The sequence below is a fragment of the Pimelobacter simplex genome, from assembly GCF_900114845.1.
In the GTDB taxonomy this organism is placed as follows: domain Bacteria; phylum Actinomycetota; class Actinomycetes; order Propionibacteriales; family Nocardioidaceae; genus Nocardioides; species Nocardioides simplex.
Map to the genome: position 1 here is coordinate 1,276,754 of NZ_FOUK01000001.1, position 27,000 is coordinate 1,303,753.

Annotated in this window: 26 protein-coding genes; 13 read left to right on the forward strand and 13 right to left on the reverse strand. The window is 73.3% G+C overall.

The annotated features are described in order from the left end of the window. Positions 1-58: 58 nt before the first annotated feature. Entirely contained in the window at positions 59-1,846 is a 1,788-nt protein-coding gene (locus tag BM223_RS06225) for an acetyl/propionyl/methylcrotonyl-CoA carboxylase subunit alpha (protein ID WP_038680773.1), read from the reverse strand. 201 nt (positions 1,847-2,047) lie between these two features. Here BM223_RS06225 and BM223_RS06230 point away from each other — a divergent pair, with 201 nt between their 5' ends. Both BM223_RS06230 and BM223_RS06235 read left to right on the forward strand, forming a co-directional pair. Continuing rightward, entirely contained in the window at positions 2,048-2,500 is a 453-nt protein-coding gene (locus tag BM223_RS06230) for a hypothetical protein (protein WP_038680771.1), read from the forward strand. A gap of 109 nt (positions 2,501-2,609) precedes the next feature. After that, positions 2,610-3,809, forward strand: a complete 1,200-nt coding sequence (locus BM223_RS06235) for an acyl-CoA dehydrogenase family protein (RefSeq protein ID WP_038680769.1) — start codon at positions 2,610-2,612, stop codon at positions 3,807-3,809. Here the strand turns inward: BM223_RS06235 and BM223_RS06240 are convergent. The 3 genes from BM223_RS06240 to BM223_RS06250 all read right to left on the reverse strand — a co-directional run bounded on the left by BM223_RS06240 (position 3,775) and on the right by BM223_RS06250 (position 6,172). Further along, complete coding sequence (locus tag BM223_RS06240; protein ID WP_052138911.1) at positions 3,775-4,167, reverse strand: hypothetical protein; 393 nt, start codon at positions 4,165-4,167, stop codon at positions 3,775-3,777. The genes BM223_RS06235 and BM223_RS06240 overlap by 35 nt on opposite strands. A 672-nt stretch (positions 4,168-4,839) precedes the next feature. Continuing rightward, positions 4,840-5,439 (reverse strand): Maf family protein, encoded by a 600-nt coding sequence (locus BM223_RS06245; RefSeq protein ID WP_038685054.1) that lies wholly within the window; start codon positions 5,437-5,439, stop codon positions 4,840-4,842. Positions 5,440-5,473: 34 nt separating this feature from the next. Further along, complete coding sequence (locus BM223_RS06250; RefSeq protein ID WP_218030666.1) at positions 5,474-6,172, reverse strand: IclR family transcriptional regulator; 699 nt, start codon at positions 6,170-6,172, stop codon at positions 5,474-5,476. Positions 6,173-6,310: 138 nt separating this feature from the next. On the opposite strand from BM223_RS06250, the gene BM223_RS06255 reads away from it, so the two are divergent. From BM223_RS06255 to BM223_RS06275, 5 genes are all read left to right on the forward strand, one after another. Beyond that, positions 6,311-6,805 (forward strand): nuclear transport factor 2 family protein, encoded by a 495-nt coding sequence (locus BM223_RS06255; RefSeq protein WP_052138910.1) that lies wholly within the window; start codon positions 6,311-6,313, stop codon positions 6,803-6,805. Next, positions 6,802-7,617: an SDR family NAD(P)-dependent oxidoreductase gene (locus BM223_RS06260; protein ID WP_038680763.1), complete on the forward strand. Its 816-nt coding sequence runs from the start codon at positions 6,802-6,804 to the stop codon at positions 7,615-7,617. The genes BM223_RS06255 and BM223_RS06260 overlap by 4 nt, the downstream gene beginning before the upstream one ends. Then, on the forward strand, positions 7,610-8,389 hold the full coding sequence (locus tag BM223_RS29480; RefSeq protein WP_038680761.1) for an SDR family NAD(P)-dependent oxidoreductase: 780 nt from the start codon (positions 7,610-7,612) through the stop codon (positions 8,387-8,389). The genes BM223_RS06260 and BM223_RS29480 overlap by 8 nt, the downstream gene beginning before the upstream one ends. Next, complete coding sequence (locus BM223_RS06270) at positions 8,386-9,807, forward strand: FAD-dependent oxidoreductase (protein ID WP_038680759.1); 1,422 nt, start codon at positions 8,386-8,388, stop codon at positions 9,805-9,807. The genes BM223_RS29480 and BM223_RS06270 overlap by 4 nt, the downstream gene beginning before the upstream one ends. Positions 9,808-9,874: 67 nt before the next feature. Then, the gene (locus tag BM223_RS06275) at positions 9,875-11,206 is read left to right on the forward strand and encodes an MFS transporter (RefSeq protein ID WP_052138909.1); all 1,332 of its coding nucleotides are present in this window, start codon (positions 9,875-9,877) and stop codon (positions 11,204-11,206) included. A gap of 76 nt (positions 11,207-11,282) precedes the next feature. On the opposite strand, the gene BM223_RS06280 is transcribed toward BM223_RS06275, so the two are convergent. Genes BM223_RS06280 through BM223_RS06290 form a run of 3 tightly spaced genes read right to left on the reverse strand, consistent with a single transcriptional unit; the run spans position 11,283 to position 14,029 of the window. Then, complete coding sequence (locus BM223_RS06280; RefSeq protein WP_052138908.1) at positions 11,283-11,948, reverse strand: IclR family transcriptional regulator; 666 nt, start codon at positions 11,946-11,948, stop codon at positions 11,283-11,285. A 10-nt stretch (positions 11,949-11,958) separates the two neighbouring features. Further along, positions 11,959-13,185 carry a fumarylacetoacetase gene (gene fahA, locus BM223_RS06285; RefSeq protein WP_038680755.1) on the reverse strand — a complete coding sequence of 409 codons (1,227 nt, stop codon included), beginning with the start codon at positions 13,183-13,185 and terminating at the stop codon, positions 11,959-11,961. Between the two features lie 25 nt (positions 13,186-13,210). Next, the gene (locus tag BM223_RS06290; protein ID WP_038680753.1) at positions 13,211-14,029 is read right to left on the reverse strand and encodes a hypothetical protein; all 819 of its coding nucleotides are present in this window, start codon (positions 14,027-14,029) and stop codon (positions 13,211-13,213) included. An 83-nt stretch (positions 14,030-14,112) separates the two neighbouring features. On the opposite strand from BM223_RS06290, the gene BM223_RS06295 reads away from it, so the two are divergent. The 4 genes from BM223_RS06295 to BM223_RS06310 all read left to right on the forward strand — a co-directional run bounded on the left by BM223_RS06295 (position 14,113) and on the right by BM223_RS06310 (position 17,870). Then, positions 14,113-15,300 carry a homogentisate 1,2-dioxygenase gene (locus BM223_RS06295; RefSeq protein ID WP_038680751.1) on the forward strand — a complete coding sequence of 396 codons (1,188 nt, stop codon included), beginning with the start codon at positions 14,113-14,115 and terminating at the stop codon, positions 15,298-15,300. A gap of 35 nt (positions 15,301-15,335) precedes the next feature. Beyond that, entirely contained in the window at positions 15,336-16,430 is a 1,095-nt protein-coding gene (locus BM223_RS06300; protein WP_038680750.1) for a hypothetical protein, read from the forward strand. A gap of 19 nt (positions 16,431-16,449) precedes the next feature. Further along, entirely contained in the window at positions 16,450-16,866 is a 417-nt protein-coding gene (locus BM223_RS06305) for a hypothetical protein (RefSeq protein WP_141267325.1), read from the forward strand. Between the two features lie 80 nt (positions 16,867-16,946). After that, a complete protein-coding gene (locus BM223_RS06310) occupies positions 16,947-17,870 on the forward strand; it encodes an SDR family NAD(P)-dependent oxidoreductase (RefSeq protein WP_038680745.1) in 924 nt (307 codons plus the stop codon). A 73-nt stretch (positions 17,871-17,943) separates the two neighbouring features. Here the strand turns inward: BM223_RS06310 and BM223_RS06315 are convergent, their stop codons facing one another. Genes BM223_RS06315 through BM223_RS06330 form a run of 4 tightly spaced genes read right to left on the reverse strand, consistent with a single transcriptional unit; the run spans position 17,944 to position 23,018 of the window. After that, entirely contained in the window at positions 17,944-19,224 is a 1,281-nt protein-coding gene (locus BM223_RS06315) for an HNH endonuclease signature motif containing protein (protein ID WP_038680743.1), read from the reverse strand. Positions 19,225-19,271: 47 nt separating this feature from the next. Further along, the gene (locus tag BM223_RS06320; protein WP_038680741.1) at positions 19,272-20,318 is read right to left on the reverse strand and encodes a DNA glycosylase AlkZ-like family protein; all 1,047 of its coding nucleotides are present in this window, start codon (positions 20,316-20,318) and stop codon (positions 19,272-19,274) included. 16 nt (positions 20,319-20,334) lie between these two features. After that, the gene (locus BM223_RS06325; RefSeq protein ID WP_038680740.1) at positions 20,335-22,005 is read right to left on the reverse strand and encodes a DUF885 domain-containing protein; all 1,671 of its coding nucleotides are present in this window, start codon (positions 22,003-22,005) and stop codon (positions 20,335-20,337) included. Then, the gene (locus tag BM223_RS06330; RefSeq protein ID WP_052138907.1) at positions 22,002-23,018 is read right to left on the reverse strand and encodes a helix-turn-helix transcriptional regulator; all 1,017 of its coding nucleotides are present in this window, start codon (positions 23,016-23,018) and stop codon (positions 22,002-22,004) included. The genes BM223_RS06325 and BM223_RS06330 overlap by 4 nt, the downstream gene beginning before the upstream one ends. A 54-nt stretch (positions 23,019-23,072) precedes the next feature. Here BM223_RS06330 and BM223_RS06335 point away from each other — a divergent pair, with 54 nt between their 5' ends. Continuing rightward, entirely contained in the window at positions 23,073-24,185 is a 1,113-nt protein-coding gene (locus BM223_RS06335; RefSeq protein WP_038680738.1) for an epoxide hydrolase family protein, read from the forward strand. Between the two features lie 51 nt (positions 24,186-24,236). Here BM223_RS06335 and BM223_RS06340 read toward each other — a convergent pair whose 3' ends face one another. Together BM223_RS06340 and BM223_RS06345 are read right to left on the reverse strand one after the other, a co-directional pair. Further along, positions 24,237-24,458 (reverse strand): acyl-CoA carboxylase subunit epsilon, encoded by a 222-nt coding sequence (locus BM223_RS06340; protein ID WP_038680736.1) that lies wholly within the window; start codon positions 24,456-24,458, stop codon positions 24,237-24,239. Further along, positions 24,455-26,068 (reverse strand): acyl-CoA carboxylase subunit beta, encoded by a 1,614-nt coding sequence (locus tag BM223_RS06345; RefSeq protein WP_038680735.1) that lies wholly within the window; start codon positions 26,066-26,068, stop codon positions 24,455-24,457. Before BM223_RS06345 ends, BM223_RS06340 begins: the two co-directional genes overlap by 4 nt. 130 nt (positions 26,069-26,198) lie before the next feature. Here BM223_RS06345 and BM223_RS06350 point away from each other — a divergent pair, with 130 nt between their 5' ends. Next, positions 26,199-26,963: a biotin--[acetyl-CoA-carboxylase] ligase gene (locus BM223_RS06350; protein ID WP_038680733.1), complete on the forward strand. Its 765-nt coding sequence runs from the start codon at positions 26,199-26,201 to the stop codon at positions 26,961-26,963. The last annotated feature ends 37 nt before the right edge of the window (positions 26,964-27,000 follow it).

A 27,000-nucleotide genomic window follows, 5' to 3' on the forward strand; every position in this document is an offset into this window, starting at 1 on the left:
GACGACGGCGCCCGTGGTGAGTAGGGGTACTCACCACGGGCGCGATCGGGTAGCTGGGTCAGTCCTTGAGCTCGCAGACGACCTCGCCGTTGCCGATGGTGGCGCCGACCTCGGCCGTGAGGCCGGTGACGGTGCCGGCCTTGTGGGCCTTGAGCGGCTGCTCCATCTTCATCGCCTCGAGGACGATGACGACGTCACCCTCCTCGACCTGCTGGCCCTCCTCGACCGCGACCTTGACGATCGTGCCCTGCATCGGGGAGGTGACGGAGTCGCCGGACGCCGCGGCGCCGGCCTTCTTGCCGGCCGCGCGCTTGGGCTTCTTGGCCGCCGCGCCGCCGCCGGTCGCGATGCCGCCGAGACCGGCCGGGAGGACGACCTCGATGCGCTTGCCGCCGACCTCGACGACGACCTTCTGCTTCTCGCCCTGCTCGTCGGCCTCGCCGGGCGTGCCGCCGTAGGGCTGGATCTGGTTGTCGAAGTCGGTCTCGATCCACGTCGTGTAGACGTCGAAGGAGCCCTCGCCCGTGGGGTTGGACGACGCGACCCAGGCCGGGTCGCGGGTGATGACCTCGTGGAAGGTGATCGCGGTCGGCATGCCGTCGACCTCGAACTCCGACAGCGCGCGGCGCGAGCGCTCGATGGCCTGGGTGCGGTTCTGGCCGGTGATGATCAGCTTGGCGACGAGGGAGTCGAAGGCGCCGGGGACGGTCTCGCCCTTCTCGTAGCCGCCGTCGACGCGGACGCCCGGACCCTGCGGCGGGTTCCACGCGGTGAGCGTGCCGGGGGCGGGCATGAAGTTGTTGCCGCCGTCCTCGGCGTTGATCCGGTACTCGATCGAGTGGCCGCGGATCTCCGGGTCGCCGTAGCCGAGCTCCTCGCCGGCGGCGATGCGGAACATCTCGCGGACCAGGTCGATGCCGGTGACCTCCTCGGACACGCAGTGCTCGACCTGGAGGCGGGTGTTGACCTCGAGGAAGGAGATCGTGCCGTCGGCGGCGACGAGGAACTCGCAGGTGCCGGCGCCGACGTAGTTGGCCTCGCGCAGGATCGCCTTGGACGACTCGTACAGGCGGGCGTTCTGCTCGTCGGTGAGGAACGGCGCGGGCGCCTCCTCGACCAGCTTCTGGTGGCGGCGCTGCAGCGAGCAGTCGCGGGTCGAGACGACGACGACATTGCCGTGCTGGTCGGCCAGGCACTGGGTCTCGACGTGGCGGGGGCGGTCGAGGAACTTCTCGACCAGGCACTCGCCGCGGCCGAAGGCGGAGATCGCCTCGCGCACGGCGGACTCGTAGAGCTCGGGGATCTCCTCGAGGGTGCGGGCGACCTTGAGGCCGCGGCCGCCGCCGCCGAAGACCGCCTTGATGGCGACCGGGAGGCCGTGCTCCTTGGCGAAGCCGATGATCTCGTCGGCGTCCTTGACCGCGTCCTTGAGGCCGGGGGCCAGGGGCGCGCCGGCGGCGAGGGCGATCTGCTTGGCCTTGGCCTTGTCGCCGAGGCCGTCGATGGCCTCGGGGGAGGGGCCGATCCAGATCAGCCCGGCGTCGAGGACGGCCTGGGCGAACTGGGCGTTCTCGGCCAGGAAGCCGTAGCCGGGGTGCACGCTGTCGGCGCCGGACTTGGCGGCGACGTCGAGGATCTTCTCGATCGAGAGGTACGAGTCGGCGGGCGTGGCGCCCCCGAGTGCGTACGCCTCGTCGGCGAGCCGCACGAACAGCGCGTCCGCGTCGGGCTCGGCGTAGATCGCGACGCTGGCGATGCCGGCGTCCTTCGCGGCACGGATCACGCGGACCGCGATCTCTCCACGGTTGGCGATGAGCACCTTGCGCAGCGGCTTGATGTCGGGCACCGATTTCTCCTCACGTCGTTCGTGAAACCTCGCGCAGTCTAGGGCGTGGGCCACGACGTTCCTCAGGGGCATCCGGTGGCCGGGCACGAGGGCTGCGTGGACCCGGCCGGCCCCACCCGCGGAATCCGCGGCGTTTGTTTGCCGTGCCCGGCGCCGGGGAGGCGAGGGCCACCATCATCCGACGAAGGGCGAATCCCCATCATGCGCGTACGAATTCCCGGGCTGCTCCTGGCCGCGACCATCGGGCTGTCCGGCCTGCTGACCGCGTGCGGTGACGACGACGGCGGCAAGGCCGACAAGTCGTCCGAGGAGAACGCCTCGCAGGCCGAGACCACCGACGAGACCGAGGCCACCGACGCCGGGGGCGAGTCGGACGCCGTCCCCGAGGCCGAGGACGCCGCCGGCAAGCCCGCGCGCGACGACGTCGTCGCCGGCTACGCGAAGATCGTGAAGAAGAACGGCGAGGACACCGGCATCCCGATGCCCGACGGCATCGTGAACAAGGTCGTCGGCTGCTTCGTGGACGCCGTCTACGACGACGCCTCGCCGACCACGCTCCAGGCGCTGGCCGACGGCGACGCCACCAAGATCGACCCGGCGGACGCCACGCTGTTCACCGACGCGCAGGTCACCTGCCAGAAGGCGATCAGCTGACCCGCTGACGAGCTGATCCGCTGACGGGCCGGGCCACCGGTCCTGGGGACGCGGATTTCCCCAGGATCGGTGGTTAACAACCATTAACCTCTTGCTCTACGATGGACCCATGACCCAGTTCGAGCTGTCGCGTGAGCACGAGGAGTTCCGTCGTACCGTCCGGGACTTCGCCGACGCCACCATCCGTCCCCACGTGGCGGAGTGGGACAAGGCGCACCACTTCCCGACCGACGTCGTCCAGAAGATGGGGGAGCTCGGCCTGTTCGGGCTGACCGCCCCCGAGGAGTTCGGCGGCGCCGGGCTCGACGCCGAGGACGGTCCGTTCACGTCGCTGTGCCTGGCGATCGAGGAGCTGGGCCGGGTCGACCAGTCGCTCGGGGTGACCCTGGAGGCCGGCGTCGGCCTCGGCATCAACCCGATCCTGACCTACGGCACCGACGAGCAGAAGAAGACGTGGCTGCCGGACCTGGTCGCCGGCCAGCGGCTGGCGGGCTTCGGCCTGACCGAGCCGGGCGCGGGCTCCGACGCGGGGGCGACCAAGACCAAGGCCGAGCTCGACAACGGCGAGTGGGTCGTCAACGGCGGCAAGCAGTTCATCACCAACTCCGGCTCCGAGATCACCTCGGTCGTCACCGTCACCGCTCGCACCGGGACCCGCGAGGACGGCCGGCCGGAGATCTCCACGATCATCGTGCCGTCGGGGACGCCGGGCTTCGTGGCCGAGCCGGCCTACGACAAGCTCGGCTGGCACATCTCCGACACCCACCCGCTGAGCTTCGTCGACTGCCGGGTGCCCGAGAGCAACCTGCTCGGCGAGAAGGGGCGCGGCTACGCCCAGTTCCTCGCCACGCTCGACGACGGCCGCGTGGCGATCGCCGCGCTGGCGGTCGGCCTGATCCAGGCGTGCGTCGACCTGACCGTCGAGTACTCCCTCGACCGGCAGACGATGGGCGGCCCGATCGGGCGCAAGCAGGGGGTGGCCTTCCAGATCGCCGACCTCGAGGTCATGCTCCACGCCTCGCGCCTGCTGACCTACCGCGCCGCCGCGATGAAGGACGCCATGATGGGTGGCCGCGGCCCGTCGATGAAGGAGTTCAAGCAGGCGGCGTCGGTCGCCAAGCTCTACGCGAGCGAGTCGGCGGTCACCGCGACCCGGATCGCGACCCAGGTCTTCGGCGGCTACGGCTTCATGGAGGAGTACCCGGTCGCCCGGTTCTACCGCGACGCGAAGATCCTCGAGATCGGCGAGGGCACGTCCGAGGTCCAGCGGATGCTCATCGCCCGCGGGCTCGGGCTGCCCGTCGAGTAGCCACCACCACCAGCAGCGCTGCCACGGCGGCCGCGATCCCGCCTCCGACCAGGAGCGGGGTCCGGCCGCCGTCGCCGTCATCGGGGACGCTCGCGGTGGGCGGTGCGCGCAGCGAGCCGTCGGCGTAGTCGGGGATGCCGGCGGCGGCGACCCCGCTGCGGGCCAGGGTGAGCGTCGTGGTGACAGCTCCCCGGGCGCCGGGAGCGCTGACGAGCACGTAGTGGACGCCCGCGAGCGCGGCGCCGGCGGCCCTGACGTCGTACGACTCGCGGTGCCGGTAGGACACCACCTGCGACTGGGCGCGGCCCGGCTCGGCGGAGGCCTCGCTGGCGCCGAGCACCGGCCCGAGCACGTGCACGGCGAGGGTGTCGTCGGTGGTCTGCGCGCGCAGCGTCTGGTCCCAGTCGAGAGGGATGGCGACGAGCGCGGTGCGGCCCGGCGGGACGGTGATCTCGTAGCTCGTCGTCGACGGCGGGGGCGTCGGCCGGCGTGCGGCCGGCCTCGAGCGGGCGCGGGTCCGCCGGCGGGGGCGGCACCCAGCCGGGGGTGACCGGCTCGTCCAGCAGCTCGAACGCGTACGACGACAGGGCCGGCTCCTCGTGGACGAGCAGGGTCGCCGCCCGGCCCCGGTCGGCGGGGTCGCTGGGGACGCCCACGGTGACCGTGAGCGCGTCGGCCGTCGTGCAGGGGTGCTCGGCGGTGTCGGTCCAGGAGGAGACGGTGGTGACGAGGAGCGGGGCCGGCTCGCCGAGGGTCGGGCGGAAGACGGCGCCGCTGCCGCACCGCTCGTCGCCGGGGGCGGTGCCGAGCGAGAGGCGCACGCCTTCGCCGACCGACTCGCCGGCACCGGTGAACCAGAGCGCGACGTGGAGCGTGGTGCCGGGCGCGGTGCGCTCCAGGCGGAAGGTCCGTGGCCCGTCGGCGGGCAGGGTCGTGCGGTGGCTGCCGGTGGTGAGCACGGGGGTCTCGGGCGCAGTGCCGTGCGCGGCCGCGGGCGGCGCGACGAGCAGCGCCACCAGGAGCAGCCGGCTCAGCCGGCCCAGAGGTCGGTCCACCGGTGCCCGAGCGTCCGGACCTGCTCGCGCAGCAGCGGCAGGCTCACGCCGACGACGTTGTGGTGGTCGCCCTCGATGCCGGTGACGAAGCCGCCGCCGCGGCCGTCGACCGTGAACGCGCCGGCGACGTGGAGCGGCTCGCCGGTCGCGACGTACGCCGTGATCTCGTCGTCGGTGACGTCGGCGAAGTGGACGGTGGTCGAGGCGGTCGTGGCGACCTGCCGCCCGCCGGCGACGTCGCGCAGGCAGTGGCCGGTGTGGAGCACGCCGGAGCGCCCGCGCATGGCCTGCCAGCGGCGGACCGCCTCGTCGGCGTCGGCCGGCTTGCCGAGCGCCTCGCCGTCGAGCTCGAGGACCGAGTCGCAGCCGAGCACGAGCGCGTCGGCGGGCACCTCGGGACGCGGCGCGACGGCATTGCACTTGAGCTCGGCGAGGCGCAGGGCGAGCTCGGCAGGCGGGACGTCGCGCACCTGCGACTCGTCGACCCCGGAGACGATCACCGTCGGCTCCAGGCCGGCGTTGCGGAGGGTGGTCAGGCGTGCGGGGGACGCGGATGCGAGCACGAGGGTCGGCACGGCGCCCACCCTACGGTGGGCCGCGGACGCCGGGTCAGCCGGTGACGTGGCCGATCAGCTGGGCGGTGGCGCGGACGGCGGCGCCGAGGCGGTCGACGTCGCCGAGGTCGAAGACCGAGACGCCGACGCTGAGCTGGGCGCCGTCGCGGCCGTTGGGGACCGGGGCCGAGACGCCGTGGACCGAGGGGACGACCTCGGAGAAGCTGACCGCGTAGCCGCGCTCGCGAGCGGTGTGCACCTCGTCCCGCTCGCCGGCCCGGGCGGGCTGGCCGGAGAGGATCGCGAGGCCGGCCGAGCCGCGGTCGATCGCGTCGAGCTGGCCGGGCCGGAAGGCCACGTGCACCGAGGCGTTGCGGGGCTCGACGACCATGAGCGCGCGGACGTGGCGGCTGTCCTCCTGCACGACCAGGTGGGCGGTCGCGCTCACCTCGTCGGCGAGCTCCTCGAGGAGGGGGAGCGCGGCGGTGCGCAGGTCGCGCTCGACCGGCTCGGCGAGGGGGACGAGCCCGGTGCCCAGGTGGAAGCGCTTGGCCCGGTCGCGGCGCAGCAGCCGGTGCGCCTCGAGCGTGCGCACGAACCGGTGGGCGACGGTGCGGTGGACGCCGACCGCGTCGGCGATCTCGGTGATCGTCATCGCGCTCCCGCGGGCGCTGAGGACCTCGAGGACGCGCAGCCCCGAGTGCAGCGTCTTCGACATGGAGCTGTCGAGGACGACCTCGTCTGCCTCGCTCATGCGGCTCATTCTCCCCACCTGGCCGACCTCCGACGTGCTCGGGGTCACGTCGGGGGCTTGACCACCCGACTGTGACGTGCTTAACCTTCCGTGCAGTTATAGCACGCAGCGTGCGGTTATCGCACACAAGGGGGAAGCATGACCGAGCTGGCCGAGGTCCCGGCCGCCGTGGTGATCGCGGTGACCCGGCTCTACGCCCGGCAGTCCCGGCTCATCGACGAGGGCGACGCCCCGGGCTGGGCGGCGACGTTCACGGCCGACGGCGTCTTCGACTCGCCGTCGTACCCGGAGCCGGCCGTCGGGACGGCGGCCCTGGTCCGCTTCGCCGAGGACTTCCGCGCCTCGTGCGCGCGGACGGCGACCCGGCTGCGGCACGTGGTCACCACCGTCGACGTGCTGCCCGTCCCCGCTGCGGCCGGCGACCCCGACCGGGTCGTCGCGCACGCGTACCTGCAGATCGTCGCGACGCCCGCCGGCGAGGAGAGCCGGCTGGTCCGGCTGACCACGCTCACCGACGAGCTCGTCCGGGACGACGCCGCGCCCCACGGCTGGCGGGTCGCCCGCCGCCGGGTGCGCCGCGACGACCAGAACCACCTGACCGAGAACCACCACCAGCAAGGAGCCTCCGCATGACCACCGAGCACCCCGGACGCGTCGAGTCGACGCCGATGGTCGTCGACCACCCCGACCTGCGCGGCAAGGTGGCCGTGATCACCGGCGCCGGCCGGGGCATGGGCGCGCGGTTCGCCGCGGCGCTCGCCCGGCGCGGCGTGCACGTGGTCGGCGCGGACCTCGACCTCGCCCAGATGGAGGAGACCGCGGCGACCCTGACCGCCGAGAACGCCGACGCCGAGGGCGCCGGCCAGGTCGTCGCCACCGCGGTCGACGTCCGCGACCGGGACGCGCAGCAGCGCGTCGCCGAGCTCGCCGTGGAGCGGTTCGGCCGGGTCGACCTGTGGATCAACAACGCCGGCATCTTCCCCGAGGCGCCCGCCGCCGACATCCCGGTGAGCCAGATCCAGGCGACGCTCGCCATCAACGTCGAGGGCGTCCTGTACGGCGCCCAGGCGGCCGCGTCCGTGATGGCGCCGGGCGCCGCGATCGTCAACATGGCCTCGGTCGCTGCCGTGCGGGTGCGCCGCGGGCGCGCGGCGTACTGCTCGTCGAAGGCGGCCGTCGCGCACCTGACCGAGTGCCTCGCCGTCGAGTACGGCGACCTCGGCATCCGGGTCAACGCGATCGCGCCCGGCTTCGTCGACACCGAGATGACCCGCTGGGTCCAGGACGACCCGCCGGCGCTGGCCAAGGCGCTCGACAGCATCCCGCTGCACCGGCTCGGCTCGCCCGAGGAGATCGTCGGCCCGATGCTGTTCCTGCTCTCCGACAGCGCCCGCTACGTGACCGGCCACATCCTCGCCGTGGACGGCGGCTCGCGGCATGTCTGAGCAGGCAGCCGGACGCGTCGTCCTCGTCACCGGCGCCGCCGGTGGCATGGGCGCGGGCCACGCCCGGGCGCTCGCGGCCGACGGCTGGAGCGTCGTCCTCGCGGACGTCGCCGACGCCACGCCGGTGGCCGACGAGATCCGGGCCGCCGGCGGCACCGCCAGCGCGCACCGGCTCGACGTCACCGCGCCGGAGGCGTGGGCCGCCCTGGTCGCCGACGTCCGCGCGACGTACGGCGCCCTGCACGGGCTGGTCAACAACGCCGGCGTCTCGCGCCGCCTGCGGTTCATGGACACCACGCCCGAGGTGTGGCGCCAGGTCATGGCGATCAACGCCGACGGGCCGTTCTACGGCATCCAGGCGTGCGCGCCGCTGATGCGCGACTCGGGCGGCGGCTCGATCGTCAACATCTCGTCGATCGCGGGGCAGATCGGCTACTTCTCGCCGTCGTACTCGACGTCGAAGTGGGCGCTGCGCGGGCTGACCAAGTCGGCTGCCGGCGAGCTCGCGAGCTGGGGGATCCGGGTCAACTCGGTGCACCCCGGGCTGGTCGAGACGCCGCTGCTGGCCGGCTCGGACGGCTTCGTCTCCTCCGCGGTCGCCAGCATCCCCTTCGGGCGGATGGGCCGGCCCGACGAGGTGACCGCGGTCGTGGCGTTCCTGCTGGGGGAGGGCTCGTCGTACATGTCCGGTGGCGAGCTCACCGTCGACGGCGCGCTCGTCTCGAACGGCACCTACCACCGGATCCTCGACGAGATGGAGGGCACGCTGTGAGCGCCCACGAGCCTGACTACGACGTCATCGTCATCGGCGGCGGGGGCGCCGGCCTCGCGGCCGCCGTCTCGGCGGCCGAGCGCGGGCAGAGCGTCATCCTCTTCGAGTCCGAGGGCGAGCTCGGCGGCTCCACCCAGCTCTCCGCGGGGATGTTCACCGCCGCGGAGACCAGCGTGCAGAAGGCGCTCGGGGTCGAGGACACCGTCGACCGGTTCTTCCAGCACTACATGGACCTCAACCAGTGGCTGCTCAAGCCCGGCCTGGTGCGCCGCTTCTGCGAGCTGACCGGCCCGACCCTGGAGTGGCTGCTCGACCTCGGCGTCGAGGTCCCCGCCCAGGTCTCGCCCGACGCGCACACCCCCGGCCTGACCCGGGCCGGCGTCGAGGACGTCTGGCGTGCCCACGTGCCCAAGGACCAGGGCTACGGCCTGGTCCAGGTGCTCGACCGGGCGCGCAAGCGGGCCGGTGTCGAGGCCGTGCTGCACACCCGGGTCGAGCGGCTGCTGGTCGCCGACGGCCGGGTGCGCGGCGTCGTCGCGGACGGCGTCGAGCTGACCGCCGGCGCGGTCGTCGTCGCCTCCGGCGGGCTCGCGCAGGACCCGGCCCTGGTCGAGCGGTGGTTCCCCGACGCGCTGCGCGCGGGGGAGTCGCTCTTCGTCGTGGCCGCTCCGGGCTCGCGCGGCGACCACCTGGCCTTCGGTCGCCAGGTCGCCGCGTCGGTGGCCGGCGAGGGCTGGGGGCTCATGCTCCCGACCGCCCAGTTCGTGCGCGCGCACCACTGGCAGGCGGGCTTCCCGCCGAGGTCGCGGGTCCACGTCAACGACGTGGGCCGGCGCTTCATGGACGAGGACGCGTCGTACGCCGTCTCGGGCGGGCAGATCGACGCCCAGGGCGGACCGGTGTGGATGGTCTTCGACGAGGCCGCCCGCCAGGCGCTCCCCGAGGGCTACGCCGACTGGACCCCCGGCCGGGTCACGGCGCTCGTCGAGGAGGGCCAGGTCGTCCGCGCCGACGACCTCGCCGCGCTCGCCGCCCGGATCGACGTCCCCGCCGACCGACTCGCGGCCACCGTCGAGCGCTGGAACGACCAGCTCCCGCACGGCAGCGACGCGGACTTCCAGCGCGACCAGACGCTGGCCGCCAAGGGCGTCACCGCACCCCTCACGCCCATCGCGACCCCGCCGTTCCACGCCACCCGCGTGCTTCCGGCCGAGCTCGTGTGCACCCACGCCGGTCTCGAGATCGACCACAACGCGGCGGTCCTCGACGAGCGGGGCCGGCCGATCCCGGGCCTGTTCGCCGCCGGCGAGGCCGGGGGCGGCGTCCTCGGCAGCCGGTACGTCGGCGGCGGGAACGCCGTCGCCAACGCACTCACCCTCGGCCGGCTGGCCGGCCAGAACGCCGCCTCGGGCCGCTGACGCCCCGTCCTCCCCGCTGATCTCGGCAGCAGTAAAATCCCAACCACTGGATCCCTGGAGTCCCCTTATGTCCACCAGCATCCCCGCTGCTCGCTCGGGCACTGCCGTGCACGGCGACACCGTCCTGCGCAAGGTGCAGCGCTCCGTGCTGCCCGCCGCCTTCCTGCTCTACATGTTCAACTACATGGACCGGGCGTCGATCGGCTACGCCCAGCTCCAGATGTCGACCGACCTCGGCATCAGCCTGGCGACGTACGGCACCATCGCGGCCATCTTCTTCGTGGCCTACACGGTGCTCGAGGTGCCGAGCAACATCATCATGAAGAAGGTCGGCGCCCGGATCTGGCTGGCCCGGATCGCCATCAGCTGGGGCATCATCACGATGCTCACCGGCTTCGTGCAGAACACCACCCAGCTCTACATCGCGCGGATCGCCCTCGGCGTCGCCGAGGCGGGCCTGTTCCCCGGGCTGCTGCTCTACATGACCTTCTGGTTCCGCTCGCAGGACCGCAGCCGCGGCATCGCCGGCTTCTCGCTGGCCCAGCCGGTCGCGCTCCTCATCGGCAGCGCCACCGCCGGCGTCATCCTCGACCACGTGCACTGGTTCGGGCTGGCCGGCTGGCAGTGGGTCTTCATCCTGCAGGGCCTGCCGCCGGTGCTGCTCGGCGTCTGGGTGCTCCTCTACCTCGCCGACCGCCCCAACAAGGCCCGCTGGCTGAGCAAGGACGAGGCCGCCTGGCTCGAGGGTGAGATCAGCAAGGAGTACGACGCCGAGGACGACGGCCACATGGAGATCTCCCTCGACGCCGTCAAGAACCCGAAGATCCTCTACCTGGCCTTCATCAACCTGCTCTACGCGGTCGGCCTCTACGGCATGACGTTCTTCCTGCCCCAGCTCGTCGCCCAGCTCAACCCGGGCTACTCCTCGACCAACATCGGCCTCGTCGGGGCGATCCCCTACGTCTGCGGTGCGATTGCGATGCTGCTGGTCGCGCGCTACTCCGACCTGCTCGGCAACCGCAAGCCGATCGTGATGACCACCCTCGCCGTCGCCGTCCTCGGCCTGGTCGTGACGATGGTCTTCAAGGAGACGCCCAGCCTCGGCATGATCGGCCTGTGCCTCCTCGCGGTCGGCGTCTTCTCCTACCTCGGCCCGTTCTGGGCGCTGGCCTCCGAGGCGCTCACCCGCTCGCAGACCGCGGTCGGCCTGGCCACCATCAACGCGATCGCGGCGGCGGGCGGCTTCTTCGGCCCGTTCGTGATCGGCAAGACCGCGGCGGCCGACGACGTCATCTTCAGCATGATCTTCCCGGCCGCCTGCATGGCGCTGGCGATCGTGCTGCTGATCTGGGTCAAGCCGGACAAGGGCACGCCGGCCGCGGTGACCGAGATCGTCTGAGGCTCCTCCCGGGCGTCGGACGACGAGACCCCCGCCGGACCGCGAGGTCCGGCGGGGGTCTGTCGTCGTCCGGCCCTCAGCCCAGCGCGGCGCTGATCGCCCGCACCGCCCGGCGGATCGGCTCCGCCGCCGAAGTGAGCAGCTCGGGCCGCGAGGTGACCACGTTGACCGCGGCGAGCACCTGCCAGCCCGGCAGGGGAGCGGCGATGCCGTGGGCGCCGGGGTTGAGCTCGGCCGAGGTGGTGACCAGGCCGGCGGCGCGGATCTCGGCGACCCGGGCGGGCTCGCCGGGCCGCGCCGGGCCCGAGGCGAGGGCGGCGAGGCCGCCGGCGCCGCGGTCGAGGGGGTCGCGGTTGCCGAGGCGGTACGAGAAGCGCGGGCCGTCGGTGGGCGGCTCGGCGACGACGGTGGTGACGGCGGCGTCGCCGACGACCTCGACCAGGCTGGCGGTCGCGTCGATCTCGAGGGCGAGCTGGTGGAGCACGGGCTCGGCGACGTCGCGCAGCCGCGGGCGGCTGTGGTCGGCGAGGTCGGTGGCGGTCGGTCCGACGGTGAACCGGCCCTCGTCGTCGCGGGCGGCGAAGCCGGTCCGGTGCAGGGAGACCAGCAGGCGGTAGGTGATCGAGCGGTGCAGCCCGCAGGCGGCCGCGGCCTCGGCGACGGTCAGCCCCTCCGGGTGCCGGCCGAGCTCGAGGAGCACCGCGAGCCCGCGCTCGAGCGTCTGCGAACCGGAATCCGACACCCGTTCCTCCTCAGCTGGTCGGCAGGATCTTGCCACGGACCTCGCCGAGGCCGATCCGGCCACGGGCGCCGGGCGCGGTGTAGCGCAGGACGACCTCGTCGCCGTCCTCGAGGAAGGTCCGCTCGGCGTCGCCCACGGCGAACGGCTCCTGGCCGCCCCAGGAGAGCTCGAGGAACGAGCCGCGCTGGTCCTTCTCGGGTCCGCTGATCGTGCCGGAGGCGTAGAAGTCGCCGACCCGCAGCGAGGCGCCGTTGACGGTGAGGTGGGCGAGCATCTGGGCGGGCGACCAGTACATCGAGCGGTACGGCGGCCGCGCGACGACGGTGCCGTTGAGCTCGACCTCGACCTCGATGTCGTAGCCCGACGGGCCGTCCTCGGCCAGGTAGGGCAGCACCGGCACGTCGTCCTGGCCGGGCAGCGGCACCCGGGCCGGCTCGAGCGCGGCGAGGGGGGTGACCCAGGCGCTGATCGAGGTGGCGAAGGACTTGGCCAGGTTGGGGCCGAGCGGCACGTACTCCCAGGCCTGGATGTCGCGCGCGGACCAGTCGTTGACGCCGGTCACGCCGAACACCGTCTCGGCGAACTCGCCGGTGCCGACCCGCTGGCCGAGCGGCACGGAGCGCCCGACGACGAAGCCGAGCTCGGCCTCGATGTCGAGACGCCGGCTCGGGCCGTACGTCGGCGCGTCCTCGGTCGGCGCCTTGCGCTGGCCCGCCGGCCGGTGCACGGGCGTGCCGGAGACGACGATCGAGCCCGCGCGGCCGTGGTAGCCGACGGGGAGGTGCTTCCAGTTCGGCAGCAGCGCGGCGCCGTCGGGCCGGAAGATCCGGCCGACATTGGTCGCGTGGTGCTCGGAGGCGTAGTAGTCGACGTAGTCGGCGACCTCGAACGGCAGCCGGCAGGTGACGTCGGCGAGCGGCAGCAGCCACGCCTCGACCTCGTCGCGCCGGGTGGCGTCGGTGAGCAGCTCGACCGCCCAGGCCCGCACCTCGGCCCACGTCGTCGCGCCGGCCGCCATCAGCTCGTTGAGCCGCGGGACGGCGAGGAGCGGCGTCCACTCCGGGCGCAGCGCGCGCGCCGCGGCGCCGAGGTCGAGCACGTGCTCGCCGATCCGGACCCCGATCCGGGCGGGCTCGTCGCCCGTCGCGACGACGGCGTACGGCAGGTTGTCGACGTCGTAGAGGCTGCCGGCGGCGCCGTCGACCCAGGTGGTGGTCGTGGGCTGCGGGTCGGTCATGGAGTGCTCCTCGGGATAGGGGTGGTCAGGCGAGCAGGTCGAGGGCGACCAGGTCGTCGTACGGCTCGACGACGCTGCACGAGCCGTAGGAGGTGAAGGTGGTCCGCGCGGCGGCGAGGCCGGACTCGGCCCGGACCGCGGCGGCCAGCGTGGCGGCGTCGCGCTCGGCGAGCGTCGCGGCCAGGGTGCCCGGGTCGGCGCCGCCGACCGCCTGGGCGGTCGCGAGCAGGATGTTGAGGTAGCCGTGGTGCTCGAAGCCGGTGGTCGCGCCGGTGTGCCGCACGGCGTTGTGGAGGCCGGCGGTGCACTTGAACGGCAGGCCGGAGGCCACTGCGGCGGCGATCCAGGCGGCCACCTCGTCCTCGCTCGGGAAGGCCACGGCCTCGGTGCCGCCGGTGCGCAGCTTGAGCCGCAGGCCGTGCGCCGCGACGGCGTCGAGCACCGCGGGCCACTCGGGGGCGGTCGGCCGGGGCACCTCGACGTACGTCGTCACGCCGGCCGGGCGCGCCGCCGCGATCGCGGCGACCTGCTCGGCGGACCCCCCAGGTCCGCCGAGCTTGACCTCCAGGGCGGCGAGCCGCACGCCCGCCGCCGCGGCCCGGGCCGCGACGCCGGCGACCTCGTCCGCGGTGGGGACGACGACGCTCACCTCGACCCCCTCGGCGTCGAGACTGCCGAGCTCGTCGAGCCGCGCGGTGTCGACGACGAGCGGTCCGACCAGCGCCGCGTAGGGCGTCGTCGCGAGCGCGCGGTGGGCCGTGACGGCCGCGGGGAGCGGGGCCAGTCCCGGCGGGAAGATCGCGGCGTCGTCGACGAGGTGCTGGAAGGACACGGGGATGGACACGGCATCACTGTAGCGACTAACGTTCGGAATGAGAACAGAGGGTGTTCGAATATCGAGCACGTGAGGTGAGAGGGAGCACGACGATGGCGTACTACCGGCAGGTCGGCGAGATCCCGCAGAAGCGGCACACGCAGTTCCGGGACGCTGACGGGCAGCTGTACTACGAGGAGCTCATGGGCGAGGAGGGCTTCTCGTCCGACTCGTCGCTGCTCTACCACCGCGGCGTCCCCTCGGCGATCAGCAGCGCCGAGGTCTGGGAGCTGCCCGACCAGACCCGCGTGCCCAACCACCCCCTCAAGCCGCGGCACCTGCGCCTGCACGACCTGACCACCGGCACCGACGCGGTCACCGACCGCCGCCTCGTCCTCGGCAACGCCGACGTCCGCATCTCCTACGTCACCACCGGCGGCCCCGAGACCCGGACCCCGCTCTACCGCAACGCCATCGGCGACGAGTGCGTCTACGTCGAGTCCGGCTCCGGCACGGTCGAGACCGTCTTCGGCGTGCTGTCCTACCGGGCCGGCGACTACGTCGTCATCCCGCGCGCGACCACCCACCGCTGGGTTCCCGCCGAGCCCTCGCAGCTCTACGCCATCGAGGCCAACAGCCACATCGCCCCGCCCAAGCGCTACCTCTCGCGCTACGGCCAGCTGCTCGAGCACGCGCCGTACTGCGAGCGCGACCTGCACGGGCCGACCGGCGTCCACCTCGACGAGTCCGGCGCCGCGGACGTCGAGGTGCTGGTCAAGCACCGCGTCGGCGGGCAGGTCGTCGGCACCCGCTACACCTACGCCACGCACCCGTTCGACGTCGTCGGCTGGGACGGCTGCCTCTACCCCTACACCTTCAACATCGACGACTACATGCCCATCACGGGCAAGATCCACCAGCCGCCGCCGGTGCACCAGGTGTTCGAGGGCCACAACTTCGTGATCTGCAACTTCCTGCCGCGCAAGGTCGACTACCACCCGCTCGCCGTCCCGGTGCCGTACTACCACTCGAACGTCGACTCCGACGAGGTCATGTTCTACGTCGCCGGCGACTACGAGGCGCGCAAGGGGTCGGGCATCGGGCTCGGCTCGATCTCGCTGCACCCGGGCGGTCACGCGCACGGCCCGCAGCCGCAGGCGATCGAGGCCTCGCTCGGCGCGGAGTTCTTCGAGGAGTCGGCCGTCATGGTCGACACGTTCGCGCCGCTCGACCTCGGCGAGGGCGGCCTCGCGGTCGAGGACCCGGAGTACGCCTGGACCTGGGCACGCTCGCTGGGCTGAGGCAACCGGCGGCGCGGCTCAGGAGTCGTAGGGGTGTGACCCCTCGACACCGCCGCTCCGCGCTCGTCCCGCTGCTCGCCGTGGTCCTGCTGCTGCTCGTGGCGGCGGGGTGCTCCGAGCGGGGGCCGGAGCCGCCTGTGCCGGCCGAGGCCGAGGTCGCGGTCGAGGCCGAGGCCGCGGTCGTCGATGCTCCCGACGCGAGCCTGCTCGCCCTCGTCGTGACCCCCGGGGCCGTCGAGCGCCGGGTCAGCGTGTGGCAGGACCGGGCCGACGACAGCGCCTGGACGCTCGCCCTCACCGACGACTCCTACGCGACCCGGCGTCTCCTCGACGTGCCCGCCGGCACCCAGGTGGCCGCCCTCGGCGCCGGCCGGTACGCCCTTCGCGAGGGTTGGGACGGCGCCCGGCTGCGCGTCGTCGGCGCCGACCCCGCGGCGGACGTCGCCGTCCGGCTCGGCGGGCGGCCGGGTCCGCTCGCGGCGGGCGAGGCGCTGCTGGTCCGGGGCGATCCCGGACGGCTGCGGCTGATCGGCGTCGCGGCCGACGGCCGGGCGCACCCGGTGCCGGCGCCGAAGGGCCTGCACGAGGTGGGCGGCCGGGGCGTGGTGATCGACGGGCTGGCGCTCGCCGGACCCACCGCCTACCACCGGTCCGACGACGGTGGCGCCACCTGGCAGCGGTCCCTCCTGGGGGAGGGCTCGGGCTTCCTCGCGATGCGGGTCCCGGGCGCCGTCCCGGTCGTGCTCGAGGGCAGCGACGGCGCCACGCTCTTCCCGCTCGTCGCGGTGTGGCGCGCCGGCGCACCGTGGACCAGGACGGCGATCCACCCCGGTGGCCGCGCGCACCTGACCACGACCGGCGGGTGGGTCGGTGCGGACGGCGTCGTGCGGGTGCTGGCCACGCGCTGGGACGCGCGCGAGACGTCAGGGCGCAGCGGCGTGTGGCGCGTCGTCGGCGACCGGCTGGAGCACGTCGCGAGCGACCAGCCGCGGGTCACCGACGTCCCGGAGGCGGCGCCGCTGATCGTCGAGCCGGGCGCCCGGCCGGCGGTCTGGGTCGCCGGGACCCCGGGGACAGCCTGGCGCAGCCAGGACGACGGCGCGCACTGGACGAGGTTCGCGACCCGCTGATCGGGGCAGGGTGCTCGGCGTGACCAGGACCAGGGTGGCCGTGCTGACGTCGATGCTGACGGCGGGCGCGGTCCTGCTGGTCGTGGCGGTCGCCTGGACCGGGCTCAAGCTGCTCGACGGCTGGGGTCGCGACGAGCTGTGGCGCGACTGCGCGACCGACCCGACGGCGTCCGGGCGCCAGGGTTACTGCCTCGTGGTGAGCCGCTACCCGGCGACGCCGGTGCACTCCGAGCGCACCTACCTGGAGATCGCACCGGTGCACGACGGCCAGCCGCTCGACGTCCGGTTCAGTGCGGGATATCCGTTCCTCGTCTCCGCGGCCGGTGCCGAGCTCGACGTCGACTGGACCGGCGTCGACCAGCAGGTCGTGGTCACCGACCCGGCCTCCGGCGCGAGCATCACCTACCCCGCCGAGCTGTACGCCGAGGGCCGCTGACACTCCCGTCCTCCGGGAGGAGCGCGGGGCCGCCCGTCCCCGGTGGGCCAGCGTTCGGAGCCCGAACGAGAGGAACTCCGATGGCACTCCGATCCGACCGCGTCGTCCTGGTGACCGGCGCCTCCCGCGGCGCCGGCCGGGGCATCGCCCACGGGCTCGCCCCCGGCGCGACCGTCTACGTCACCGGCCGCACCACCACCGAGGGCAGTGACGCCGACGGCTTCGGCGGCACCGTCGCGGCGACGGCCGCGGAGGTCGACGAGCGCGGCGGCACCGGGATCGCGGTCGCCTGCGACCACGCGGACGACGCCCAGGTCGCCGAGCTGTTCGCCCGGATCGAGCGCGACCACGGGCGCATCGACGTCCTGGTCAACAACGCGATCGCGCTGCCCTCGGAGCCCCCGGGCGAGCGCGGGTTCTGGGAGATGCCGCTCGAGAGTGAGCTGCGACTCCTCGACGTCGGCCTCCGCTCGCACTACGTCGCGGCCTACCACGCGGCCCGGATGATGGTCCGCCAGCGCGAGGGCCTGATCGTGCACATCTCCTCGCCCGGCGCGCGCACGCACGTCCCCGGCGTGCACACCCCGCCGTACGGCGCGGGCAAGGCCGGCTCGGACAAGATGGTCTACGACATGGCCCAGGAGCTGCGGCCGCACGGCGTCACCGCCCTCAGCATCTGGCCCGGCCTGCTGCTCACCGAGCGGGTCCAGGCCCACATCGCGGCCGGCGCGAACTTCGACGGCGGGGTCTTCCCGAGCGCCGAGACCCCCGAGTACCTCGGCCGGATCATCGCCGCGATCGCCGACGACGACCACCGCGCCGAGCGCACCGGCGAGTGCTTCTACAGCAGCGAGCTCGGCGAGGCCTACGGCGTCACCGACGTCGACGGCAGCAGCCCGGCGTCGTACCGCGGGTGGCTGGGGGCGCCGAGCTCGTTCACGGCGACGTACCCGACCTATGCCGAGTACGCCGCGAGCCAGGAGGGTCAGGAGGCGGTGTCGTAGCGCTTCGGTGCAGGGTCTTCTTTACTGATGGCGTGGTGGCGCGCCGCAGTGGTGAGGTACCTGGTTGCGGTGATCAGCGGGTGTCGGGTTGTTGCCGGTACACCCCTGGCTCGGGGTCGTCGGCTTCATCGGAGTGGTCGTGCTGGTGTGTGCCGCGGTGATTCACCTCGAAGCGGAAGCCCGACGGGCTTCGCCAGACGTAGGTGCCGATCTGGGTGACTTGGTAGCGCCACTGGCTGTGGGTCTTGGCCCTGTGGTGGCGCCGACACAGTGGGACGAGGTTGCAGGGGCAGGTCGGCCCGCCTCGGTTGTGGGGTCGGGCGTGGTCGAGGTCGCAACGCATCGCTGGCCGGGTGCAGTACGGGAAGCGGCAGGTGTGGTCGCGGAGCTCGACTTGCTGGCGGTGGCGGTCCGGGATCTCGTAGGCCGTCACCGGCACATGCCCGGCGACGTCGATCACCGGGCGGACCAGCACTGACATGCACGGCTGGGCCAGCCATTCACGGATCTGCTCGGCGCTGATCGGGGTCTGGTCCCAGCGGCCGACCGGGTTGCTTCCCGCCAGGGTCGCGTCCGTGATGTGCACGTTCAGGACCGCCCGGCGGCCGGGCGAGCCCTCCGTGCCGAGATCGAGCGTCAGGTCGTTGCGGGCGAGGTCGCCGAGGGCTTGGGAGCGGCGCACGTCCACGCTCGCCTCGTTGCCCAGCCGGCCCAGCAGCATGGCGCGGCGGCTGATCGCGTCATCCAGGTCACGGCCGTCGGCGGCGTCGAGGAGGCCGTCGATCGAGACGAGGCCGTTGGTGTCGGGTGCGCCGACCTCGACGTAGCGATGGTCGCTCGCCGCCGAACGCTCGGCTTCGTAGCGTTCGGGGTCGAACCGGATGACCGCCTCGGCAATCAGCCGCTCCAGCTGCGCCCATCCGACGCCGGTGGCGTTGAACAACTGGCGGTCCACGAACGCGGCGGCCGCAGGGCAGAGGGCGCGGGTGGCTTCGGCGATCCGCTCGGCGCGCCACGGCGCCAGGCGGCCGGCGACCACTGAGGCGTAGACCTGCGGCAGCCGCCACGCACATTCGAGCACCCGGCCGACATAGACCCGGCCGCCGTCAGGGGAGCGGCCGAGCACCGCGACCAGCTCCATGAGCGCGAACTCTGAGACCAGCGGGGCGCCCTCGCCGGCGATCGGCAGACCCGTGTCGACGAACCCGTCCCGGATGGTCGCCGCACCCGCCCCCGGGCCGGTCACGGTGTTGCCCGCGGCCCACTCCACGATGCCCGCCCACTCCCGAACCACCGACTCCTCGCGCCCGCGCACCTCCGCCCGGAGGTCGGCGAGAAGGGCGGTCGAAGTCATACCCGTATTAGATCAGGAGGGTCCGACACAACCCCCCAACCAGACGGCTACCCGCGGACCACGTCGAGGCCCAGCCACGCGCCGAGCGCCGCCAGCTCAACCTCGACCGCGTCGCCGGTCTCGGGCGCCCACGGGACGTCCTCGTGGACGGCGTGGACCCGGAGCACGCCCGCCTTGCGGTCGGCCTTGGCGTCGAGCTTGCCGACGAGCCGGTCGCCGTGGAGCACGGGCAGCGCGAAGTAGCCCCAGCGCCGGCGGGCGGCGGGCTTGTACATCTCCAGGACGTAGTCGTGCTCGAACAGCGCGAGCGTCCGGTCGCGGTCGTGCACCAGCCGGTCGAAGGGGGAGAGGAAGGCGCAGCGGCCGACGAAGGGGGCGTCGGCCGTGGCGAGCGCGTCGGGGTCGGCTCGCCAGGTGCCGTCGGTGCCCTTGACCGTGACGGGTGTGCCGGGGCCTGACCGGGCCAGGCCGAGAGCGGCGAGCTCGCGCCGGTCGAGTGCGGCGCGCGCGTCGTCGTAGCCGGGGACGTCGAGGTCGGGTGGGTAGACGCGCTCGGCCAGGTCGAACACGCGCAGCCGGCCGCGGCGTCCGGACACAGCGACGTCGCCGAGGCGGGTGAGCACCTCGAGCAGGCGGTTGACGTTCTTGTCGTTGTTCCAGCCGCTCGACGCCCACGGGACCTGGCAGGTGTCGGGGAGCTCGGCGGCGGTCTGCGGTCCGTCGGCGTCGAGCCGGGCGAGGACGTCGGCCCGGAAGCCGGCGTTGGCGGCGAGCCACGCGTGGGCGGTCGGGTGCAGCTCGCGCGGGGCGGTGGCCAGGACCAGGCCGATGTCGTCCATCGGCCGCACGAACGAGGAGTGCTCGACCAGTGAGCGCTCCGTCTCGAGCGCGAACGTCAGGTCGGAGTGCTCGTAGTCGGCCCCGAGCCGCGACCACAGCACCAGGTCGGCGCTCGGGGCGACCGCCGCCGTCGGGTCGACCTGGAGCAGGGTCAGCTCGTCGACGACCTCGGCGACCGAGCGGCTGCGCCGGTCGTCGAGGAGCTGCGCCCGGACCGCGATCCGCCGGGCCTGCTCGCGATCGAGGTGGAGCACCGCGACCCGTGCCGGCTCAGAGGCGCGCGAGCGCGGCCTGCAGCGGGTCGAGGCCCAGCGAGCCGAGGTCGAGCGCCGCGGTGTGGAACGCCTTGAGGTCGAACGCCGCGCCGTGCCGGGCCTGCGCGGCGGCCCGGGCTTCGAGCCAGATCCGCTCGCCCACCTTGTAGGACGGCGCCTGCCCCGGCCAGCCGAGGTAGCGGTTGACCTCGAACCGCAGGGAGCCGTCGTCCATGCGCGAGTGGGCGCGCATGAACTCGTAGGCCAGGTCGGCGTTCCAGGTCTCGCCCGGGCGCCAGCCGAACGGGTTGTCGGCGGGCACGGTCAGCCCGAGGTGGACGCCGATGTCGACGACGACCCGCGCCGCGCGGAAGCCCTGCATGTCGAGGAAGCCCAGCCGCTCGCCCGGGTCGGCGAAGTAGCCGAGCTCGTCCATCAGCCGCTCGGCGTAGAGCGCCCAGCCCTCGCCGTGCCCGCTCACCCAGCACAGCAGCCGCTGCCAGCGGTTGAGCAGGTCGGCCCGGTGGACGACCTGGGCGCACTGGAGGTGGTGGCCGGGGACACCCTCGTGGAAGACGGTCGTCGTCTCGCGCCAGGTGGAGAAGCGCTCGTTGGCGTCGGTGAACGAGAACCACATGGTGCCCGGGCGCGAGAAGTCCTCGGAGGGCGGCGTGTACCAGGCTCCGCCGTCGTTGACCGGTGCGACCTTGCACTGCAGCGTGCGGATCGGCTCGGCGATGTCGAAGTGGAGGCCGTCGAAGTCGGCCAGGATCGTGTCGGAGCGCTCCTGCATCCAGGCCTGGAAGGCCTCGCGGCTGCCGCAGTCGCGGGCCGGGTCGGCGTCGAGGACGGCGACCGCGTCGGCGACCGAGCCGCCCGGGACGATGCGACCGGCCGTGGCGGCCATGTCGTCCTCGATGCGCTTGAGCTCGTCCCAGCCCCAGCGGTAGGTCTCCTCGAGGTCGACCGACGCGCCCAGGAAGTAGCGGGACGCGAGCTGGTAGCGCTCGCGGCCGACGCCGTCGACCTCGCGGCCCTGGGGGAGCAGGTCGGTCTCGACGAAGCGGCCGAACTCGGCGTACGCCGTCGACGCGGTGCGCGCCGCCTCGGCCAGGTGGTCGCGCAGCGGCGCGGGCGCGTCGGCCACCGCACGCTCGAAGTAGTCGCCCGCCGCTCCCTCCTGCCCGGTCCAGCCGCGCACCTGGCCGGCCACCTCGGCGTACTGCCGCTTGGCCGAGACGCGCCCGGCGGCGGCCTCCTCGGTCAGGGTGGTGCGGTAGCCGTCGAGGGCGGCCGGGACGGCGGCGAGCCGGGCCCGGATGGCCTCCCAGTGCTCGGTGGTCTCGGTGGGCATCAGGTCGAAGACCTCGCGCACGGCGTGGAGCGCGCTGCTGATCACCGAGAACTCGCTGCGCTCGACGCCCGCGTCGGCCCGCTCGACGCTCAGCCCGACCCGCTCGAGGAAGGCGTCCTGCGCGACCTGCTCGCGCTCGTCGGCGGCCTCGAGTGCGGCGACGTCGGCCAGCGCCCGGCGGTGCAGCTCCTCGGTGGCGGCGAAGCCGTCGGGGGAGAGGTCGGGCAGTTCGTCGTCGTGGCCCGCGATGCCGGCGAAGGTCGCGGTGATCGGGTCGAGGGCGGCGAGGTCCTCGACGTACTGGTCGGTGCGGGCGTCCACGCGTCGCGTCATGGGCCGAGCCTAGGTGGCGGGTCCGACAGCGGCATCCGGTTTGCGCCGCGGTCGTCACCTTGCCTGACCGCGCGGTCGTAGCGCTGCGCCAGCACCCGCAGGTGGTCGACCAGCGCGGGCGGCGACTCGACGGTGAAGTCGAGGCCCAGCATGCCGATCCACACGGCGACGACCTCCAGGCTGTCGCCGCCGGTGACGAGCACCGAGCGGCCGTCGGGACGCGGCTCGACGACGCCGACGGCCGGGTTGATCCGGGCCAGCACCTCGTCGGCCGGGGCGTCGATGACGAGGCGGGCGTGCACCGCCCAGCCGGTGCGGGCGACCTCGCGGACGACGAGCTCGGTGAGGTCGCCGGGCAGCGGGGCCGGGGTGAAGGCACGGCCGCCGGGCAGCCGGAGCGTCATCCAGTCGACCCGGTAGGGCGCCCAGTCGCCGGTGTCGGGGGAGCGGCCGACGACGAACCAGCGGCGCTGCCAGGCGACGAGCTTGTAGGGCTCGATCTCGATCCGCTCGCCGGCCTCGCCGTAGAAGGCGCGCAGCCCCCGGTGGTCGCGGACGGCGGCCGCGATCTCGGTGAGCACGCCGGGCTCCACCTCGGGGTCCTCGACGTTGGAGTCGGTGTTGACCGGGCCGGCCTCGGTCGCCTCGCGCAGGCTGGCGAGCTGGCGGCGCAGCCGGTCGGGCAGCACGTGCTCCAGCTTGGTGAGAGCCCGCCCGCCGCTCTCCTCGAAGCCGGCCACGCCGGTGACCGTGCGCAGGCCGACCGCGACGGCGACCGCCTCCTCGTCGTCCAGCAGGAGCGGCGGGAGCTTCGCCCCGACCCCGAGCCGGTAGTGCCCGGCGCGCCCGCGCAGCGCCTCGACGGGGTAGCCGAGCTCGCGCAGCCGGGCGACGTCGTTGCGCACCGTCCGCTCGGTGACGTCGAGCCGCCGCGCCAGCTCGGGAGCGGTCCACTCGACGCGTGACTGGAGCAGTCCGAGGAGGGCCAGGACGCGTCCGGAGGTTTTCTGCACAGAGCCGTTCTAACAGGAACGAACCGTGCCGGTATCGCTCCTAGCGTCACTGCCATGAACCAGATCACCCCCTTCGTCATCGACATCCCGCAGACCGACCTCGACGACCTCCGCGACCGCCTCGACCGGACCCGCTTCGCTCCCGCCGTCCCCGGCGACAGCTGGGAGTACGGCACCCCCGAGTCCTACCTCCGCGCCATGGTCGAGCGCTGGAAGGACCTCGACTGGCGCGCGGTCGAGGCCCGCCTCAACGCCTACGACGGCTTCGTCACCGAGGTCGACGGCCAGCGCATCCACTTCCTCCACGTCCGCTCGAAGCACGCGGACGCCACGCCCCTCCTGCTCGCCCACACCTACCCGGGCTCGCAGCTGGACTTCCTCGACATGATCGAGCCGCTCGTCGACCCCGAGGCCCACGGCGGCACCGCCGACCAGGCCTTCCACCTGGTCATCCCGTCGATGCCGGGCTTCGGTTGGTCCACGCCGGTCGCCGACACCGGCTGGACGATGAAGCGGGTCGCGGCGGCGTACGACGTCCTGATGCGCCGGCTCGGCTACGACTCCTACGGCATCCACGGCAGCGACGGCGGCGCCATGGTCGGCCGCGAGCTTGCCGTCGCGAACCCGGAGGGCTTCCGCGGCGCCCACGTGCTGCACCTGTTCTCGTTCCCGAGCGGCGACCCGGCGGAGTTCGAGGGCTTCGGGCCCAAGGAGTACGCCGCGCTCGAGCACATGCAGTGGTTCCAGTCCGTCGGCGGCTACAACCAGATGAACGGCACCCGCCCCCAGACGGTCGCCGCCGGCCTGGCCGACTCGCCGGTCGCGGTGCTCGCCTACAGCGAGCTGTTCGAGAGCTTCGGCAACGGCACCAGCCTGGTCGCGCCCGAGCAGGTGCTCGCCCAGGCCACGCTCTACTGGCTGACCAACACCTACGGCTCGGCGGCGCGCTACCACTACGAGGAGCAGCACTCCGGCGCCGAGCCGGTGGTCAGCACCGGACGGCTGGGGGTCGCCGTCTTCAAGGACGACTTCCAGACCATCCGCTCCCTGGCCGATCGCGACAACGCGAACATCGACCACTGGTCGGAGTTCCCGCGGGGCGGGCACTTCGCAGCGCAGGAGGTCCCGGAGGACGTCGTCGCGGACCTGCGGGTGTTCTTCGCCTGAGACGCGGACGCGCCCGCCACCTGGACCAGGTGGCGGGCGCGTCGTCGTTCGTCAGCGGGGCAGGCCGCTGGCCCGCCAGGCGCCCCGGCCGTGGGACAGCGTGGTCCCCGGCGCGATCCGGGCACCGCGGGCCGGGTTGGCCCACTCGGAGCGCGGCGGCTCGGGCGCCGGCGCGCCGCCCCCCAGGGAGGAGAGCACCGCGACGATGGCGGCGACCTCCTCGGGGGTGGTGTCCGGCGTGACGATCCGGAGCAGCGTCTCGTCGCCGGTCACAGCGGGATGTTCCCGTGCTTCTTGGGCGGCAGCGTCTCGCGCTTGGTGCGGAGCAGGCGCAGCGCCTTGACCACCTCGGCGCGGGTCTCGCGCGGCATGATCACGCCGTCGACGTACCCGCGCTCGGCGGCGATGTAGGGGTTGGCGAGCGTGGTCTCGTACTCGTCGATCAGCTCGGCGCGCTTGGCCTCGACGTCGCCGCCGGCCTTCTCGACCTCGGCCAGCGTGCGGCGGTGGACGATGTTGGCCGCGCCCTGGGCACCCATGACGGCGATCTGGCCGGTGGGCCACGACAGGTTGATGTCGGCGCCGAGGTGCTTGGAGCCCATGACGTCGTAGGCGCCGCCGTAGGCCTTGCGGGTGATGATCGTGACCAGCGGCACGGTCGCCTCGGCGTAGGCGTAGATCAGCTTCGCGCCGCGGCGGATGATGCCGAGGTGCTCCTGGTCGACGCCGGGCAGGAAGCCGGGGACGTCGACGAAGGTCAGCACCGGGATGTTGAAGGCGTCGCAGAACCGGACGAACCGGGCGGCCTTCTCGGAGGCGTCGATGTCGAGCGTGCCCGCGAACTGCATCGGCTGGTTGGCGACGATGCCGACGGGACGGCCCTCGACCCGGCCGTAGCCGGTGATGATGTTGGGCGCGAAGAGCGCCTGCACCTCGAGGAAGTCGGCGTCGTCGACGATCGTGGCGATGACGTCGTGCATGTCGTACGGCTGGTTCGGGGAGTCCGGGATCAGCGTGTCGAGCGCGATGTCGGCCTCGTTGGGCTCGAGGTCGGCCGGCTCGTCGTACGACGGCGCCTCGTCGAGGTTGTTCTGGGGCAGGAACGAGATGAGCGCCTTCACGTACTCGAGGGCGTCCTCCTCGTCGGAGGCCATGTAGTGGGCGTTGCCCGACTTGGTGTTGTGGGCCCGGGCGCCGCCGAGCTCCTCCATGGTGACGTCCTCGCCGGTGACCGTCTTGATGACGTCGGGACCGGTGATGAACATCGCCGAGGTCTGGTCGACCATGATCGTGAAGTCGGTGACCGCGGGGGAGTAGACGTGGCCGCCGGCGCAGTTGCCCATGATCAGCGAGATCTGGGGGATCACGCCGGAGGCGTGCACGTTGCGCTTGAAGATCTCGCCGTACAGGCCGAGCGAGACGACGCCCTCCTGGATGCGGGCGCCCGCGCCCTCGTTGATGCCGATGATCGGGCAGCCGGACTTGATCGCGAGGTCCATGACCTTGGTGATCTTCTCGCCGTAGACCTCGCCGAGCGAGCCGCCGAAGACGGTGAAGTCCTGGGAGAACACGCACACCTGGCGGCCGTCGATCGTGCCGTAGCCGGTGATGACGCCGTCGCCGTAGGGGCGGGTCTTCTCGAGCCCGAAGGCGGTCGAGCGGTGCCGGGCGAACTCGTCGAGCTCGACGAACGAGCCCTCGTCGAAGAGCAGCTCGATCCGCTCGCGGGCGGTCTTGCGGCCCTTGGCGTGCTGCTTCTCCTGCGCCTTGGCGGCGGGAGCATGCACGGCCTCGTCAGTACGACGCTCCAGGTCGGCGAGCTTGCCTGCCGTGGTGTGGATGTCGATCTGCTGGTCGTCTGCCGACTGCGGCTGGGCGGTCACGTGGCCTCCTCGAACTCCTGCCACCCCGGGGTTTCCTCAGGGCGTCTGCTGCGCCAGGGTAGTGCCCGTGACTCTCGGCCCGACTCAGCCCCCAGTCCGTGGACCCCTCGACGCCGCCCGGCTCGCGGAGGTGTCGACGCTGACGCCCGACCTCGCGTTCGAGCTGCTGCCCGAGGCGCCCTCCACCAACGAGGTCGCCGCCGAGCGCGCCCGCGCCGGAGCCCACGAGGGCCTCGTCGTCGTCGCCGACCACCAGGTCGCCGGTCGCGGCCGGCTCGACCGGGTGTGGCAGACGCCTCCCGGGACGGCGGTGACGTTCTCGCTCCTGCTGCGCCCGACGGTGCCCCCGGCGTCCTGGCCGTGGCTGCCGCTGCTGGTCGGCCACAACGTGGCCAAGGCGCTCACCTCCCTCGGCTACGACGCCCGCGTCAAGTGGCCCAACGACGTGCTCCTCGACGGCGACCGCAAGGTCTCCGGGATCCTGGTCGAGCGGGTCGAGACGCCCACCGGCCCCGCCGCGATCGTCGGTGTCGGCATCAACGTCAGCACGACCGCCGACGAGCTGCCCGTCGCGACCGCGACCAGCCTGGCCATCTCCGCCCCCGGCGCGCCCGACCGAACGCAGGTGCTGCTCCAGGTCGTCGCCGCGATCCGCGAGGGCTACGACGTGTGGCAGGCCGGCGGCGAGCAGGGCACCACGCGCCTGGCGACGTCGTACCGCTCCCACTGCGCGACGCTGGGCCGCGAGGTCCGCGTCGAGCTGCCCGGTGGGGGCGAGCTGCTGGGCCGGGCGACCGACATCGACGACGACGGCCGGCTGGTCGTCGAGACCCCCGACGGGCCCGAGCGGGTCGGCGCGGGCGACGTGATCCACGTCCGGGCTACCGACGCGTAGCGGGCTTCCGCCTGCGCGCGGGGCATTTGGTGGGATG

Coding starts and splice junctions, on each gene's coding strand:
- BM223_RS06230 (WP_038680771.1), top strand. CDS start 2,048: ATGCGCGTACGAATTCCCGGGCTGCTCCTGGCCGCGACCATCGGGCTG.
- BM223_RS06235 (WP_038680769.1), top strand. CDS start 2,610: ATGACCCAGTTCGAGCTGTCGCGTGAGCACGAGGAGTTCCGTCGTACC.
- BM223_RS06250 (WP_218030666.1), bottom strand. CDS start 6,172: ATGAGCGAGGCAGACGAGGTCGTCCTCGACAGCTCCATGTCGAAGACG.
- BM223_RS06255 (WP_052138910.1), top strand. CDS start 6,311: ATGACCGAGCTGGCCGAGGTCCCGGCCGCCGTGGTGATCGCGGTGACC.
- BM223_RS06260 (WP_038680763.1), top strand. CDS start 6,802: ATGACCACCGAGCACCCCGGACGCGTCGAGTCGACGCCGATGGTCGTC.
- BM223_RS29480 (WP_038680761.1), top strand. CDS start 7,610: ATGTCTGAGCAGGCAGCCGGACGCGTCGTCCTCGTCACCGGCGCCGCC.
- BM223_RS06275 (WP_052138909.1), top strand. CDS start 9,875: ATGTCCACCAGCATCCCCGCTGCTCGCTCGGGCACTGCCGTGCACGGC.
- fahA (WP_038680755.1), bottom strand. CDS start 13,185: ATGACCGACCCGCAGCCCACGACCACCACCTGGGTCGACGGCGCCGCC.
- BM223_RS06295 (WP_038680751.1), top strand. CDS start 14,113: ATGGCGTACTACCGGCAGGTCGGCGAGATCCCGCAGAAGCGGCACACG.
- BM223_RS06310 (WP_038680745.1), top strand. CDS start 16,947: ATGGCACTCCGATCCGACCGCGTCGTCCTGGTGACCGGCGCCTCCCGC.
- BM223_RS06315 (WP_038680743.1), bottom strand. CDS start 19,224: ATGACTTCGACCGCCCTTCTCGCCGACCTCCGGGCGGAGGTGCGCGGG.
- BM223_RS06325 (WP_038680740.1), bottom strand. CDS start 22,005: ATGACGCGACGCGTGGACGCCCGCACCGACCAGTACGTCGAGGACCTC.
- BM223_RS06335 (WP_038680738.1), top strand. CDS start 23,073: ATGAACCAGATCACCCCCTTCGTCATCGACATCCCGCAGACCGACCTC.